This window comes from Alistipes sp. UBA6068, from assembly GCF_949428155.1.
GTDB lineage: Bacteria > Bacteroidota > Bacteroidia > Bacteroidales > Rikenellaceae > Alistipes > Alistipes muris.
In genome coordinates this window covers 26,307-41,362 of record NZ_CASQFS010000007.1, presented here as the reverse complement: position 1 = coordinate 41,362, position 15,056 = coordinate 26,307, and the positions used below count along the sequence as shown (strand labels likewise).

Here is a 15,056-nt window from a genome sequence, read left to right as displayed (position 1 = left end):
ATTCCCGACCGCGGCAACCGCCCCGTCCGACTAAAACCACGGATCATGGCAAGCAAGATTCTGTACGTCTGTCAGCAGATAGCGCCCTATCTTCCCGAAACGGAGGCCTCCAAGTTGTGCCGTTCGCTGGTGCAGGCCATGCAGGAGCGCGGCAACGAGATCCGCACGTTCATGCCCCGCTACGGCTGCATCAACGAGCGCCGCCACCAGCTGCACGAGGTAATCCGGCTTTCGGGCATGAACCTCATCATCGACGACAACGACCACCAGCTCATCATCAAGGTCGCGTCGATACCGGCCGCCCGCGTACAGATCTACTTCATCGACAACGACGATTATTTCTCGCGCAAGGCGATTCTGCACGACGCCGAGGGCCGCGAATTCGCCGACAACGACGAGCGGGCCATCTTCTTTGCGCGCGGCGTCCTGGAGACGGTCAAGAAGCTGCGCTGGGCCCCGACGGTGGTCCACTGCCACGGTTGGTTCGCCGGTGTCGTGCCGGTCTATCTGAAAAAGGTCTTCGCCGACGACCCGATTTTCCGCGACGTGAAGGTGGTGGTCTCGCTCTACGACGACGGCTTCCCCGGCGAACTGGACAAGGAGTTCGGCCTCAAGATAGCCGGAGAGGGGGTGCAGGACGCGAATCTTTCGCTTCTGGGACGTCCGTCATACGAAAATCTCTGCCGTTTCGTTATGGAATATGCCGACGGTATCATCGTCGCGTCGCCCGACGTCGACGCCAAGGTGCTGAAGCTCGCCCGCCGAAGCGGCAAGCCGATGCTCGAATACCGTTCGCCCGAAGAAGACGGATTTTTCGATAATTACAACCGATTCTATGAAGATATTCAATAGATTCCTCCGGACCGACGCGGCCCGGGCGCTCGTGCTCCTGGTCATGGCGGCTGCGGCGGCAGCAGCCTGCACGACGGTGGACGATTCGCTGGGCTCGAACCTCGTGCCGGAGAATCAGCAGATGCTGGCAGGTTATACGACCCTGCCCCGCAAAGGCGAAAAACCGGCACGCTACGTCGAGACACGTCTGTTCCAGAGCGATTCGCTCGTGTCGTCGAACCTCAGCTACGGATACATGGGGTCGGAGTTGAACGATACGCTGGGCCTGCGCACGGCGGGATTCCTCACGCAGTTCCTCTACAATATGAAAGTGGACCGGCCGGGATTTTTCGGGTACAGGCCTTTCGTCGATTCGGCCGTGCTGAAGCTCTCGATTTCGCAGTACGGCGCCGATACGCTCACTCCCCAGCAGTTCGGCATCTATGAAATCGTCAGCAACGACTATCTCAAGGAGGGCGAGGCCGACACGGTGTTCTATCTGAACTTCAACCCCGACAAATACGTCGGCAAAAAGCCGCTTTTCAGATTCACGTTCCCCGACGGCAAGCGCACGAAACCGTCGTCAGCCAACATCCCGCTGGAAATCACCGACGAGGGCGAGCACTTCATCAAACGGCTGATGCTGGAGGAGGGTCCCTACAAGGGCAAATATTCGATTTACACCACGCAGGACAGCCTGGTACAATGGCTCGAGGAGTTCAAGGGGCTTTACATCCGGCCCGAGAGCGACCAGGCCGTGAGCGGCAAGGGCACTATCTATGCCACCGACCTCCTGGCGTCGTCGCTGGTGATTTACGGCCGTAACCGGGTCGAAGCGGACCCCTCGCTCGTCCAGGACACCATCCGGATGAACTATGCCTTTTACCACACAGGGTCCGAAACCCACGGCAACGTCTCGGTCAACACCCTCAGACGCGACTATGGCAAGGGGACGATGATCAACCCGGCCAACGTCAAGGAACCGACACCGGGAAGCAAAGACACGCGCGAGCCCGACAGCCGCCTGATTGTCGAGGGTTTGGGCGGCATAGCCACCGAAATCACTTTCACACAGCAGTTTTTCGACGAGCTGGAAGCCTTGATAGCCGGAGCCGAAGACAAGCAGGAATACTCGACGCTGGCGTTCAGCAAGGTCCGCATGTTGGTCTACTTCAGCGGCAGCGACTACGACCCTTCGCAAATCGACCCGGCGAATCCCGGGCGTCTGATTGCCGAAATGGACGCGGCGCCCAAACGCATCGGGCTCTACACGGATTACAAGAAGCTGACCCCGATTGCAGACTACAACTACACGGCCGAGAAGAACAACAGCAGTTACACCCTTGCCTACGACGGCTATCTCAAACGCAGCCGCGGCTGCTACGCGATGGACATAACGGGTTACGCGCAGACGCTGTGGAACAGCTATCTGGCCGAGCGCCGGGCCGCCGAAGCGGAAAACCGCCCGGTCGAACTCGACAACGTGAAGAACCGTACCATCTACGCGGGTCTCGAAGCATACAGTCTTTACAGTTCGGCCTACGGCGTATTGCAGGGCATGACCACCGACGAGGAGGCCCCCGTGCAGAACACCGCGCCCATCCGTTTTGAAATAGCATACAACCTCATCAAATAGCAGGACACGTCTCTGCGATGCGAACCTAAGTCTATCCGCTTAGGTTTTCGCATTTGAACGAAGCCATACACACCATGCAGGAAAATTTAGTCATCGTCGAGTCCCCCGCCAAGGCCAAAACCATCGAGAAGTTCCTCGGCAAGGATTTCATCGTCAAGTCGAGTTTCGGCCACATCCGCGACCTCTCGAAAAAGGACCTCGGCATCCGCATCGACGAAGGATTCGCGCCCGTCTACGAAATCCCGGGCGACAAGAAGAAAGTGGTCGACGAGCTGGCCCGGCTGGCCAAGAACAAAACCGTTTGGCTCGCTTCCGATGAAGACCGCGAAGGAGAAGCCATCGCATGGCACCTGACCGAAGTGTTGGGGCTCCCCGTCGACCGCACCAAGCGCATCGTCTTCCACGAAATCACCAAGCGGGCCATCCTCGAAGCCATCGAGAAGCCGCGCACGGTCAACATGGACTTGGTCAACGCCCAGCAGGCGCGCCGCGTCCTCGACCGGTTGGTGGGTTTCGAGCTCTCGCCCGTGCTGTGGAAAAAGGTGAGGCCGTCGCTCTCGGCCGGACGCGTGCAGTCGGTCGCCGTGCGGCTCATCGTCGAGCGCGAGCGCGAAATCATTGCGTTCCGGTCGAAGCCTTATTTCCGCGTCGTGGCCCAGTTCTACGCCGCCGGCGACCCCGACAAGACGCTTTTCAAGGCCGAGCTTTCCTCGCGCTTCGACACGCAGGCGCAGGCCGAAGAATTCCTGCGCGGCACCGTCGGCAAGGCGTTCACGGTCGCCAAGGCCGAAGAAAAGCCCGCCCAGCGCTATCCCGCACCGCCGTTCACCACTTCGACGCTCCAGCAGGAGGCCGGGCGCAAATTGGGCATGTCCGTTTCGCAAACCATGTCCGTGGCCCAGCACCTCTACGAGCAGGGTCTGATTACCTACATGCGTACCGACTCGGTCAACCTTTCGCAGCAGGCGCTGGCCCAGTGCAAGGAGGAAATCATCAGGCTCTACGGCGAAAAATACTCCCGTTGGTTCAATTACAAGACCAAAACCAAGGGGGCCCAGGAAGCCCACGAAGCCATCCGCCCCTCCTACATCGACCGCCAGCAAATCGAGGGCACGACGGCCGAAAAACGGCTCTACGAGCTTATCTGGAAGCGCACCGTCGCCTCGCAGATGGTCTGCGCCGAAATCGACCGCACGACGGTGGCCATCGACATCGAGGGGTCGCCGCTCCAGTTCATCGCCACAGGCGAGGTGGTGCGGTTCGACGGTTTTCTGCGGCTCTACTCCGAATCGACCGACGACGACCAGACCGCCGAAAGCGGCGAGGGGCTGCTGCCCAAGATGGCGCAGGGCGACCTGCTCAGCGTCGCCGGTATTACCGCCACCGAACGCTTCACGCAGGCTCCGGCCCGCTACAACGAAGCCTCGCTCGTCAAGCGGCTCGAAGAGTTGGGCATCGGCCGTCCGTCGACCTACGCCCCGACGATTTCCACGATCATCAACCGCGGCTACGTGGTCAAGCAGAACAAGGACGGGCAGAAACGCAGTTACGTGCAACTGACGCTCGCCAACGCCAAGGTAACGGCCAAGACCCTCACCGAAAACTTCGGCAAGGAGAAAAACCGCCTGTCGCCCACCGACATAGGCATGGTCGTGAACGATTATCTCGAAGCGCAGTTCGGTTCCATCGTCGATTACAACTTCACGGCCAGCGTCGAGAAGGAGTTCGACCGCGTGGCCGAGGGCGACATCACATGGAACCGCATGATCGGCGACTTCTACCAGCCGTTCCACAAGATGGTCGACAGGGCCATCGAGCAGCAGACCGACAAGAAAAGCCAGGGCCGCATCCTCGGCACCGACCCCGCGACAGGCCATACGGTCAAGGCGCGCATCGGCCGCTACGGCCCGATGGTCGAAATCGAGGGCGGCGAGGGGCAGAAAAGCCGCTTCGCATCGCTCAAGAAAGGGCAGCTCATCGAATCCATCACTTTGGACGAAGCGTTGGCCCTCTTTGCGCTGCCCCGCATGCTGGGCGAGCTCGACGGCGAGGAGCTGACCGTCGGCATCGGCAAATACGGCGCCTACGTCCGCTACGGCAGGTCGTTCGCTTCGCTGGCCAAGACCGACGACCCCTACACGGTGAGCTACGACCGGGCCGTAGAGGTAGTCCGCGCCCACAAGGAAGCCGCCGCCACAGCCAACAAACCGCTCCGCGAATTCGCCGAAGACCCCGACATGCTGGTCAAGAACGGCCGCTACGGCGCCTATATCGCCTACCAAGGCAAGAACTACCGTCTGCCCAAAGGGGCCAAGGCGGCCGAGCTGACCTTGGAGGAGTGCCGGAAAATCGTGGCCGGAGCGAAAAAATAGACGCCGGCATATACTATCCGGGCGCCGCAGCCGTTTCTTATGCGTGCAGCGGTCCGCAGAGCGGCATCCCGGTCCACCGGGAGCAGCCGGCCCGACCGCAGCTGCTGCCCCCGGCGTTCGGCGAAACGAACGCTACTTCAAACCCAACGACAGATGAAAAACTTTTTGCTTACCCTGCTGGCCGTCGGCGCTCTGTGCAGCGCCGTCGCCCAGACGACACCCGAAGAGACCCAGCCCGAGGGCTACCGCTTCACCGACACCAAGGTGCTGCAAATGACACCCGTCAAGGACCAGCACCGCAGCGGCACATGCTGGTGCTTCTCGACCCTTTCGTTTCTGGAGGGTGAAATCCTGCGCGCAGGCGGCGCTCCGGTCCACCTCTCGGAGATGTGGATCGTCCGCCACACCTTCATGGAAAAGGCCGAAAAATACGTCCGGATGCACGGCGAACTGAACTTCGCCGAGGGCGGTGCGGCGCACGACGTCACCGAGACCATCAAGAAATACGGCATCGTGCCGTTCGAGGTCTACCCGGGGCTCAACTACGGCACCGACAAGCCCGACTTCCACGAGCTGACGGCCGTATTCAAGGCCTACCTCGACACGATCATTTCGGTCGGCGACCGTTCGGGCAAACCGCTGTCGACGGCGTGGCGCCGCGGCTTCAGCGCCCTGCTCGACGCCTATTTCGGCGAGATGCCCGAGACTTTCACCTACGAGGGCAAGGAATACACCCCGGCCTCCTATGCGGCCTCGCTGCCCATCGACATGGAGGATTATATCGACCTGACGTCGTTCACCCATCATCCGTTCTACACGCAGTTCATCCTCGAAGTGCCCGACAACTGGATGTGGGGCACGGTCTACAACCTGCCGCTCGACGAAATGATGGCCGTCATCGACCACGCGCTGGCCGAGAACCACCCCATCGCATGGGGCACCGACGTGAGTGAAAAGGGATTCAGCCGTTCGCTGGCCTTAGGCATCGTCCCCGAAGCCGACCTCGACAGCATGAGCGGCACCGAAGCCGAACGCTGGGGCAAGTTGACCGAACGCGAAAAGGAAGCGGCCCTCTACACGTTCGACAAGCCGGGCAAAGAGCGTGTCATCACGCAGGAGATGCGCCAGACAGCTTTCGACAACTACGAAACGACCGACGACCACGGCATGGTGATCGTCGGTACGGCGCATGACCAGGCAGGCAACGCCTATTACAAGGTGCTCAATTCGTGGGACGTGCGACCGCCCTACGCCGGGTATTATTACTTCTCGCGGCCGTTCGTGGCCTACAAGACCACCGACATCATGGTCAACAAAAAGGCTCTGCCCAAGGAAATCGCCAAGAAGCTGGGGCTGAAATAAGTTCACCCGTTTCGCATTTTCACTCACAGAAAGCGACCGGAACCGTATACGGTTCCGGTCGCTTTCTGTTTATTCCTCGAACTCAACACCGAGCCGCATCGGCATCCGGAGCGGAAGCCGCAGGCAAACGGGGCGGAGGGCTTTCCATGACTACGACAAAAAGACGATGACGCGGCCCGCGAAGAACAGAAAGCGCAATAGCAGCACTTCGCCGCTGCGAATCCGGCCGACAAGCCTGCCAGCCGAGAAATCGGTCTGCTCCACACGCAGGTCGCAGAGCAAATCGAGCTCTTTGCGCCCGGCATATTTATAAAGGGTCTCCTTGGCGCTCCACACCACGGCAGGCCACCGCGGGTCGTCAGAGAGCGCCTGCTCCGCGGGGGTCATATAGCGGGATGCAATGCGGCCGAAATTCCGGTCCAGCGATTCGATGTCCACCGCACACGGAGCGTCGGACAGCCCCACGGCGACACTGCCCCGGCAATGCGAAACCGCCGCATGCACCGCCGCACCCTCGACAACGGGAGCCCCCGTCTCGTTGTAAGCGATTGCGATTTCAGCCGGACGGCACCCGAATTCGCGGCACACTTCCCGCCGCACGATCGCCCGCCACGAAAGCCACTCCGCCTGCCGCGCTGGCGGAAAAGCCGCCGCCGACGCAAGTTCGTCCGGCGTCGCCCATGGGGCGGCATCGGAAGCGGACATGGGCCGTTCGACAAAGAGGCGGAACATCGACCGAATGAAAAATGAAAAATTAAGAATTATAAATCGGGCCGCACTCCGACCGACCGCACAGAACATTATCACCCATTGGGTTCATGCCCGGACCTTCGTCCGGAGCGGCAAGGCGGAAACAATTTTTCAACTCGCGCAACTATTTCAAATCGACGCGGATTTTGTCGATGCGGTGGGCGTCCATCTCCTTGACCGTGAAACGGATGTCGTGCGAAGTGAAGACATCGCCCTTGCGCGGGAAGTCGCGCTTGAGTTCGAGCATCAGCCCCGCCAGCGTCTCGGCGTCGCCCCGCACGTCGGAGAAAGTCTCCTCGTCGAGCGAGAGAATGCGCTCGAAATCGCCGATATGGGTCTTGCCGTCGAACAGGTAGCTCTTGGCATTGAGCCGCGTGTACAAACTCTCGTCGTTGTCGCTCTCGTCGGAAATCTCGCCGACGATCTCTTCGATGATGTCTTCCAGCGACACCAGGCCGAGCGTCGAACCGTATTCGTCGACGACGATGGCCATGTGGACCTTGTTGGTCTGGAAATCGCCCAGCAGGTCGTTGATTTTCTTGTGCTCGGGCACGAAATAGGGCTTGCGTATGAGCTGCTGCCACCCGAATTCGTTGCCGTGGTTGATATAGGGCAGCAGGTCCTTGACGTAGAGCGTGCCGCGAATGTTGTCGATGTCCTCCTCGAAAACGGGGATACGCGAAAAGCCCGACGCGATGATGGTGCGCTTGACCTTTTCGTAGTCGTCGGTGAGTTCCAGCGCCGTGATGTCGACGCGCGGCTTCATGATCTCCTGCACTTCGGTATTGACGAAGTTGACGATTCCCGACAGCATGACATGTTCTTCGGGGTTGGAAGCCTGCGTCATGTCGACGGCATCGGCCAGTTCGTCGAGCGAAATTTCGCTTTTGTGGGCCGCCTTTTCGCTGATGCGGCTGCTGGTCCGCACAAGGATGAACGACAGCGGATAGAGCACCCACCGCAGGACGATAAGCGGCTGGGCGACGAACTGCGCAAAGCGCATGGGCGTGGTCTGCGCCAGCACCTTGGGCAGCACCTCGCCGAAAAGCAGCAGCAGGAACGTAACGACGACGGTCTTGAAAAGGAACTCCAGGTGGGAGAACGTGAAGACCGCATCGACGATGCTTGCCGTAAGAATCGTAATGCAGATATTGACCAGGTTGTTGGCTACCAGAATCGTTGCCAGCAACATGTCGACATCGCCCAACAGTCTCAGCACAGCGGCGGCCGAAGCGCTCGAACGCTGCTTAAGCCGCTGCACGTCGTTGTGCGAGAGCGAGAAAAACGAGGTTTCGGCACCCGACACCAAGGCCGAAATGCACAGCAGCACCAGCGTCACCGCGCAGAGCACAGCGATATGGGCCGAAAAACCGTTGAAATGAATCCAGGGGGTCTCTTCCAAACCGGGAGCGTGTTAGTTAGTCGAAAAGCGAACCGCTGTCCGGCTCCTCCTTGGGCGCCTGGTTCTCGGCCGTCTTGTCGCGCAGCACCTCTTTGCGGCCGCCGGAAACGCGCTCCACGAACTTCGAGTTGCGCGACTGGTAGGCGGGTTTGGAAAGCAGCGCGTCGATATTGCTGTAACGGGTCGACTTGGCGCCCAGCACCACCTGTTCGCCGGGCCGCGGCTGTGCCGGCTTGGCCGGAGCCAGCGGCTTGATGGGCTCCAGCACCGGAGCCCCCGGCTCCGCAGCCCCGACAGGCTGGACGGTCCGCGCAGGCGGAATGATCTGCTTCATCGCCTCGGGCACCTCCTCGCTCCGGAATCCAGTGGCGACTACCACCAGTTCAATGGCATTGCCCAACTGCGGCTTTTCGCTCGTGCCCCAGATAATATTGGCGTCGTGGACCACACCGTTTTCGTCCTGCACGCTGGCATGGGCCTGGATGTATTCGAGGATGCGCGTGACTTCCTCGTACATCAGTTCGTCGGCGTTCGACACGGAAATGTTGAGCAAGATATTCTTGGCCCCGGAAATAAGGTTGTGGTCCAGCAGCGGCGAGCGCAGCGACGCTTCGGCCACCGATTCGGCGCGTCCGTTGCCCTCGGCCGTAGCGACGGCCATGTGGGCGCGGCCCGAATTGCGCATGACCTTGGAGACATCGGCGAAGTCGACGTTGACCAGATCGCTCTCCACGGTGATGATTTCGGCGATGCCCTTGGCGGCCGACGCCAATATGTCGTCGGCCTTGCCGAACGCCTGCTTGAGCGACAGACGCCCGTAAATTTCGAGAATGTTCTCGTTGTTGATAATCAGCAGCGAATCGACGTTCTGCCGCAATTCCTCAATACCGCGGAACGCCTGCTCATAGCGGATTTTGCCCTCGACGGCCAGCGGCGAAGTGACGATAGCCACGGTCAGCAGCCCCATTTCGCGGGCCAGCTTGGCGATGACGGGCGAAGCGCCCGTACCCGTGCCGCCGCCCATTCCGGCCGTGATGAAGAGCATCCGCGTGCCCGCTTCCTCGAAGTGCTGCCGGATTTCGGGCAGGGTCTCCACGGCGGCACGGCGTCCGTTCTCGGGGTCGTTGCCCGCCCCGAGCCCTTCGGCGCCGAGACGGATTTTGGTCTCCACCGGGCTCTTGTCGAGCGCCTGCTGGTCCGTGTTGCAGACCATGAACGACACGCCGCGGATGCCGAGACTCCACATGTGGTTGACGGCATTGCCGCCCGCACCGCCGATTCCCACTACCGTGATAATCGACCGCGTGCCGCGCGGCGCTCTGATTTCCGACATCAATTCGTCTGTCATAAGTCGTTGAAAGGCAGATTATGCAATCGCTGTTCGATTCTCTGTTGCGTAATTCGTGAGCGCTCCCCCGGCGTCAGATTTCCTCGTCTTCGGCGGCCGTGAAACTTTGGTTCACCTTGTCGAATGCTTTCTGGAATATGGAGCTCCAGTCGCGTTTGCGCCGCGAATCTATCACCACGGGGCGTTCCTCCTCGGGTTCCGGCTGCGCGGCCAGCGGTTGGCGGGGTTCGATTCTCGGGGGTTCCTGCTGGGGCGCGGGCTGCCGGGCCGGAATGCGGGCGACAGGCTGAGCCGTCGGTGCCGGAGCTTCGGGCTGGGGCTGCACAGGGCGCGGCTGAGCCGCCCGGGGCTGTGCGGGCCGGGGCGCAGGAGCTGGTTGGGGAGCAGGCTGTGCGGCAGGCGGCACGAAACCGCGGCGCGGCTCCGAAGCGGCCGGACGAGGTTGGGCCGGAGCCGGACGCGCAGGCGCCGCAGGCTGGGCCGCCGGTGCCGACGCGGCGGGAGCGGATGCTGCCGGAGCCACGAACTCGACCACGGCGCAGGCACCTTGTGCCGCACCCTTGAGCAGAATGCCGACCGCCGTCGCATAAGCCGGATTGGCCGCCAACTCGCCCGATTCTTCGGCAATGCCCACATCGGGCACCGCCACACGCACGTCCGTTTCGGTCACGCGGCGGAACAGCTCGTCGAGGTCTTTCAGTTGGGCCGAACCGCCCGTAAGCACGATGCCGTAGGCGAGTTTCGACGCGTAGCCCGAATCCTTGATTTCCTGTTGCACGAACTCTGCGATGTCGGTCGCGCGCGCTTCGATGACCGTTGCGAGGTTGCGCAGCAAAATATCTTTGGCTTCGCGGGCCGTGCGGCCGTTGACACGTATGAGCTTGTCCTCGGGCGCCAGCTCGGCGACCGCCGAACCATAGCGGCGCTTGAGGCTTTCGACATGTTTTTCGGGAACCCCCATCGTGCGGATGTCGCGGTTGATGGCCGAAGCGCCCATCGGGATGGAGACCGTATAGCGCACTACGTTGCGATAGTAGACCGTGACGTCGGTGACCCCTGCCCCCAAATCGACTACGGCGACACCCTCCTCCTTTTCTTCGGGCAGCAGCACCGCCTCGGGAGTGGCCAGCGCGTCGGAGAAAACGCCCAGCATCTTGATACTGAGCCGCTTCAGCGCCATATCGAGCCGCTGGATGGGGGTTTTGTGGCACAGGATGAAATTGAACGTCGAGGAGAGTTTCTTGCCGAACGAGCCGACGGGGTTCTTCACCTCCTGGCTGTCGTCGACCATGTAGTTCTGCGGGATACGCTCCATGATGGTCTCGTCGTCGGGCGCCTGCACATTGCGCATGCGGTCGAACAGCGCGTCGACATCGCGCTGGCTGACCCCCGTTTCGGGATCGAAGACATAGACATGGTCCGTATGGCGCGCGCACCGCACGAAATCGCCCGAAATGCCGGCGTAAGCCTCCGTGATGCGGATGCCCAGTTGGGCTTCGACCTCCGAGACGGCTTCCCGGATGGCCCGGCTCACCAGCTCGATGTTGTCGATCCGCCCGGCGTTGACCCCCTCGACGGGCTTCGAGACCACGGCCGCGACGTGCATCCGGCCGTCGTCACGCGTCTCCCCGACGGCGACCACGACGGACGACGAACCCAAATCGACCGCAACGGTATAGTTTTTTGTTTCCACGGCTGAATCTTTTATTTCCTGCAAACCACCTGCTCGTTATATCTGATGTCTATGGTCCGGTAGCGGTCCCATCCGATGCGCGAAAGGCCCCCTTCGTAGAAGCGCATCAGCTTGCCGAACTTGCGGTCGGCCTGCTCCAGACGCCCGAAACGGACGACATGGCGGCCGCTGCGCGGCACCAGATCGACCTCCAAGGCTCCGCCGGGGGTCGTGCGGGCAATTATCTGCACGATTTCCGACCTCCAGAACGCATCGCTGCGGACACTTTCCACAAAGGTAAGGAGTTTCGCGAAATCTTCGTAGTTTTCGACCAATTTTTTTTGCCGTTCGCGCTCCTCCTCCTGCCGGCGGCCCAGCCGGTCGATGCGTTCCTGCACCTGGGCGGCTTCGTAGCGGAACTTGCGGCGCAGGACGGTCTTCTCCTCCCTGAGTTCGGCGACCCGGCGCTCGAAGTCGGTCGCCCGCTCGAAAAAGCCCTGCCGGATTCGGCGGCGGCGCACCTCCTTCATGCGGCGTTCGATTTCGATTTCCTGCCGGAAAAAGGGGTATTTTTCTTTTTCGAGGGCGGCAATCCGCGCTTCCGACTTGGCCAGTTCGGCTTGCATGTAGGCGTGCACGCTGCCCACATAGTCCTTGGGGAACGGCAGGCGGTAGTCGCCCGTGACAACCGGAACATAGAGCGACGAGGCCTTGGGCGCCGCGAACACGTAGCCGTCGGCCGTCACATAGCTGTTCGTCCCGTCGGTCAGCAGCCGCAGCAGCGGTTCGCGCTGGCTGATCGAAACACGCAGCGTGCCCGAATAGTCCACCGATGCAATCGCTTCTTTCACAAAACCGTTGCGGGCTATCAGCCGTTCGATGCCCCGCAGGTCCACCGCATCAACTGCCGTGCCGATCGTGGGAATTCCGCTGCGGCCTATCCATTCGCGCGCGCGCATCGTCGAGACCAGACAGCCCCGCGAGGTGCTGTCGACCACTTCGATTTCGACCCGCGAGACCGTCCGTTTCGCACGGCCGCGCACGGCCACAGCCCCCGCAAAGCACAGGTAGCCCGCCACCGCGCTCCACAGCAGCGCCAGCAAAACATATCGCAGCGAACGGTTCATAGGCATTCGGTATCAGCTTTTCGGACGGAGTTTTTCGGCGATGGCTTCGCAGCAGGCGTCGATGTTGCCTGCGCCGAAGCTCACCACAACGTCGGTATCCATGGCGGCCACTTCGTCGGCCAGTTGTTCGCGCCCGACGATGCGGCAGGGAACGGTCACCCGCTCGGCGATGATTTCGGAGGTCACGCCCGGAATCGGTTCCTCGCGGGCCGGGTAAATCGGCAGCACCACTGCCTCGTCGGCATGCGAAAGCGCTTCGGCGAATCCGGCGTAGAAGTCCCGCGTGCGGGTGTAGAGGTGGGGTTGGAACAGCGCCGTGATGCGCCGCCCCGGAAACATCTTGCGCACCGAAGTAAGCGTCGCGGCCAGTTCGCGCGGATGGTGGGCGTAGTCGTCCATGTAGACTTGCCGGGGCGTGTTCACGTAGAACTCGAAACGCCGCTTGACGCCCGAGAACGACGCCAGCGCCGCCCGGAGCCGTTCGGCATCGAACGCCGCCCCCTCGGCCTGCGCGGCGCACCACACGGCCGCCACGGCCGCCACGGCATTCTCGATATTGACCCACCCGGGAATCCCCAGCGTGCAGTCTTCGACCGCCCCGCCAGGCGTCACAAGGTCGAACAGATAGTGCCCGCCCTCCTGTAGCCGCACGTTGCGGGCATAGAAGTCGCACGGCGTATCGTAGGCATAGCGGTAGACCCGGATTGCCGGATTGTCAAGCACGATGTCGACTCCCTGCTTGATAACAAGGAAGCCGCCCGGGCGGATTTGCCGCACGAACTGCGAAAAAGCCTCCTTCACCGCTTCGTGCGTACCGTAGATATCCAGATGGTCGGCATCGGCCGAGGTGACCACCGCCACATCGGGGAAAAGCCGCAGGAACGAACGGTCGAATTCGTCGGCTTCGACCGCCAGCCGGGGTCCGTCGCCCAGCACCAGGTTGCCGCCGAAGTTCTTCGATATGCCGCCCAAGAAAGCCGAACCGCCGCCCGTCAGCGCCCGGTTGAGCCACGCCACGAGCGTCGACGTGGTCGTCTTGCCGTGCGTGCCCGCCACGGCCATCACGTACTTGCCCTCGGCCAGATGACCCAGCATCTGCGAGCGCTTCTCGACCGTGAACCCGTTTTCGCAGAAATAGCGGTACTCGCCGTGGTCCTGCGGCACAGCAGGCGTATAGACCACCATCGTGTCGCACGGGTCGAGGAATGCCGCCGGAATGGCCTGCACATCGTCGTCGTAATGCACTTCGGCTCCCTCGGCCTCCAGCTCCGCGGTCAGCCGCGACGGCGTGCGGTCGTAGCCCGCCACCCGCTTGCCCTCGTGGAGGAAGTAGCGCGCCAGGGCGCTCATGCCGATGCCCCCGATTCCCAGGAAATAGACTTTCGAGAACTCCATACTATGCCAGCAATTGAATGATTTCGTCCACGATTTCTTCGGCGGCCCGCGGCCGGGCCAGTTTTTCGAGGTTTTCGCTCATGCGGCGCAGCGCCTGCCCGTCGGCAAGCAGTTCCAGCGCCCGCGGCATCGCCTCGGTGCGGCATGCGGCATCGGTCACGATAGCCGCCGCCCCGTGCTGTTCCAGCGCCCGGGCGTTCTTGGTCTGGTGGTCCTCCGCCACGTTGGGCGAGGGTACGAACAGCACAGGCTTGGCCACCAGGCACAGCTCCGACACCGTCCCCGCGCCGCTGCGCGACACCACCAGGTCGGCCGCCGCATAGGCGCGGTCCATCCGCTCGATGAACGCCCCCTGCCAGATGCCCGGCGTCGGATGGGCCGCCAGGAATTCGCGCATTTCGCGTTCGTAATATTTGCCCGTCTGCCAGATGACCTGCACGGGAGCTTCAGCTCCACCGAGCGAGCAAATCCAGTGTTTCATCATTTCGTTGAGCGACCGGGTGCCGAGCGACCCCCCGACCACCAGCACCACTTGCTTGTCGGGCGTGAAGCCGTAGTGCCGCAGCGCTTCGGCCCGGTCGGCCCCCTCCTTGGAGAAGCGCCCCCGCAGCGGGTTGCCCGTGAGCCGGATTTTGCCGGCCGGGAAAAACCGTTCCATCCCCTCGTAGGCCGTGCAGATGCGCCGGGCGCCTTTCGCAAGAATCTTGTTGGTCACTCCGGCATAGGAATTCTGCTCTTGAATCAGGGTCGGCACTCCCATGCGCTGGGCCGCCCACAGCACCGGAGCGCTGGCATAGCCCCCGAAGCCCACAACGGCATCGGCGCCGAATTCACGAATGGTCTTGCGGGCCAGCCGGATGCTGCGCCACACCTTCAGCGGCACCAGCAGGTTGCGCCATTCCAGACGCCGCTGCAATCCGGCGATGGGCAGTCCCACGATGCGATAGCCCAGGGCAGGGACCTTTTCCATCTCCATCTTGCCCTCGGCGCCCACGAACAGCAGTTCCACACCGTCGCCCAAACGGCGCTGCAAGGCTTCGGCAACCGCCACGGCCGGATAGATATGGCCGCCCGTGCCGCCGCCCGAAAGAATGATATGTTTCTTCGTCTTCATCGTATCGGTCAATTTCGATCCGCCTGTTCTGTCGTTCCGAGCGAAGC

Annotated in this window: 11 protein-coding genes; 4 read left to right on the top strand and 7 right to left on the bottom strand. The window is 61.9% G+C overall.

Translation table 11 applies throughout. The features are described from left to right. Positions 1-45: 45 nt before the first annotated feature. From QVG21_RS05380 to QVG21_RS05365, 4 genes are all read left to right on the top strand, one after another. Positions 46-852: a glycogen/starch synthase gene (locus tag QVG21_RS05380; RefSeq protein ID WP_251214134.1), complete on the top strand. Its 807-nt coding sequence runs from the start codon at positions 46-48 to the stop codon at positions 850-852. After that, complete coding sequence (locus tag QVG21_RS05375) at positions 836-2,467, top strand: DUF4270 family protein (protein ID WP_287922879.1); 1,632 nt, start codon at positions 836-838, stop codon at positions 2,465-2,467. The genes QVG21_RS05380 and QVG21_RS05375 overlap by 17 nt, the downstream gene beginning before the upstream one ends. 74 nt (positions 2,468-2,541) lie before the next feature. Further along, a complete protein-coding gene (gene topA / locus QVG21_RS05370) occupies positions 2,542-4,839 on the top strand; it encodes a type I DNA topoisomerase (protein WP_287922878.1) in 2,298 nt (765 codons plus the stop codon). A 153-nt stretch (positions 4,840-4,992) separates the two neighbouring features. Further along, entirely contained in the window at positions 4,993-6,201 is a 1,209-nt protein-coding gene (locus QVG21_RS05365) for a C1 family peptidase (protein WP_287922876.1), read from the top strand. 150 nt (positions 6,202-6,351) lie between these two features. Here the strand turns inward: QVG21_RS05365 and QVG21_RS05360 are convergent, their stop codons facing one another. From QVG21_RS05360 to murG, 7 genes are all read right to left on the bottom strand, one after another. Continuing rightward, positions 6,352-6,933: a 4'-phosphopantetheinyl transferase family protein gene (locus QVG21_RS05360; protein WP_287922874.1), complete on the bottom strand. Its 582-nt coding sequence runs from the start codon at positions 6,931-6,933 to the stop codon at positions 6,352-6,354. 142 nt (positions 6,934-7,075) lie between these two features. Then, positions 7,076-8,353: a gliding motility-associated protein GldE gene (gldE, locus tag QVG21_RS05355; RefSeq protein WP_287922872.1), complete on the bottom strand. Its 1,278-nt coding sequence runs from the start codon at positions 8,351-8,353 to the stop codon at positions 7,076-7,078. Positions 8,354-8,369: 16 nt separating this feature from the next. Beyond that, positions 8,370-9,701, bottom strand: coding sequence for a cell division protein FtsZ (gene ftsZ, locus QVG21_RS05350; protein WP_251213806.1), 1,332 nt, complete (start codon positions 9,699-9,701; stop codon positions 8,370-8,372). A gap of 73 nt (positions 9,702-9,774) precedes the next feature. After that, positions 9,775-11,394 (bottom strand): cell division protein FtsA, encoded by a 1,620-nt coding sequence (gene ftsA, locus QVG21_RS05345; protein WP_287922870.1) that lies wholly within the window; start codon positions 11,392-11,394, stop codon positions 9,775-9,777. A gap of 11 nt (positions 11,395-11,405) precedes the next feature. Further along, entirely contained in the window at positions 11,406-12,500 is a 1,095-nt protein-coding gene (locus QVG21_RS05340; RefSeq protein WP_251213808.1) for a cell division protein FtsQ/DivIB, read from the bottom strand. Positions 12,501-12,512: 12 nt separating this feature from the next. Next, positions 12,513-13,895, bottom strand: coding sequence for a UDP-N-acetylmuramate--L-alanine ligase (gene murC / locus QVG21_RS05335; protein WP_287922868.1), 1,383 nt, complete (start codon positions 13,893-13,895; stop codon positions 12,513-12,515). A 1-nt stretch (position 13,896) separates the two neighbouring features. Beyond that, positions 13,897-15,009 (bottom strand): undecaprenyldiphospho-muramoylpentapeptide beta-N-acetylglucosaminyltransferase, encoded by a 1,113-nt coding sequence (murG, locus tag QVG21_RS05330; protein ID WP_287922866.1) that lies wholly within the window; start codon positions 15,007-15,009, stop codon positions 13,897-13,899. Between the last annotated feature and the right edge of the window lie 47 nt (positions 15,010-15,056).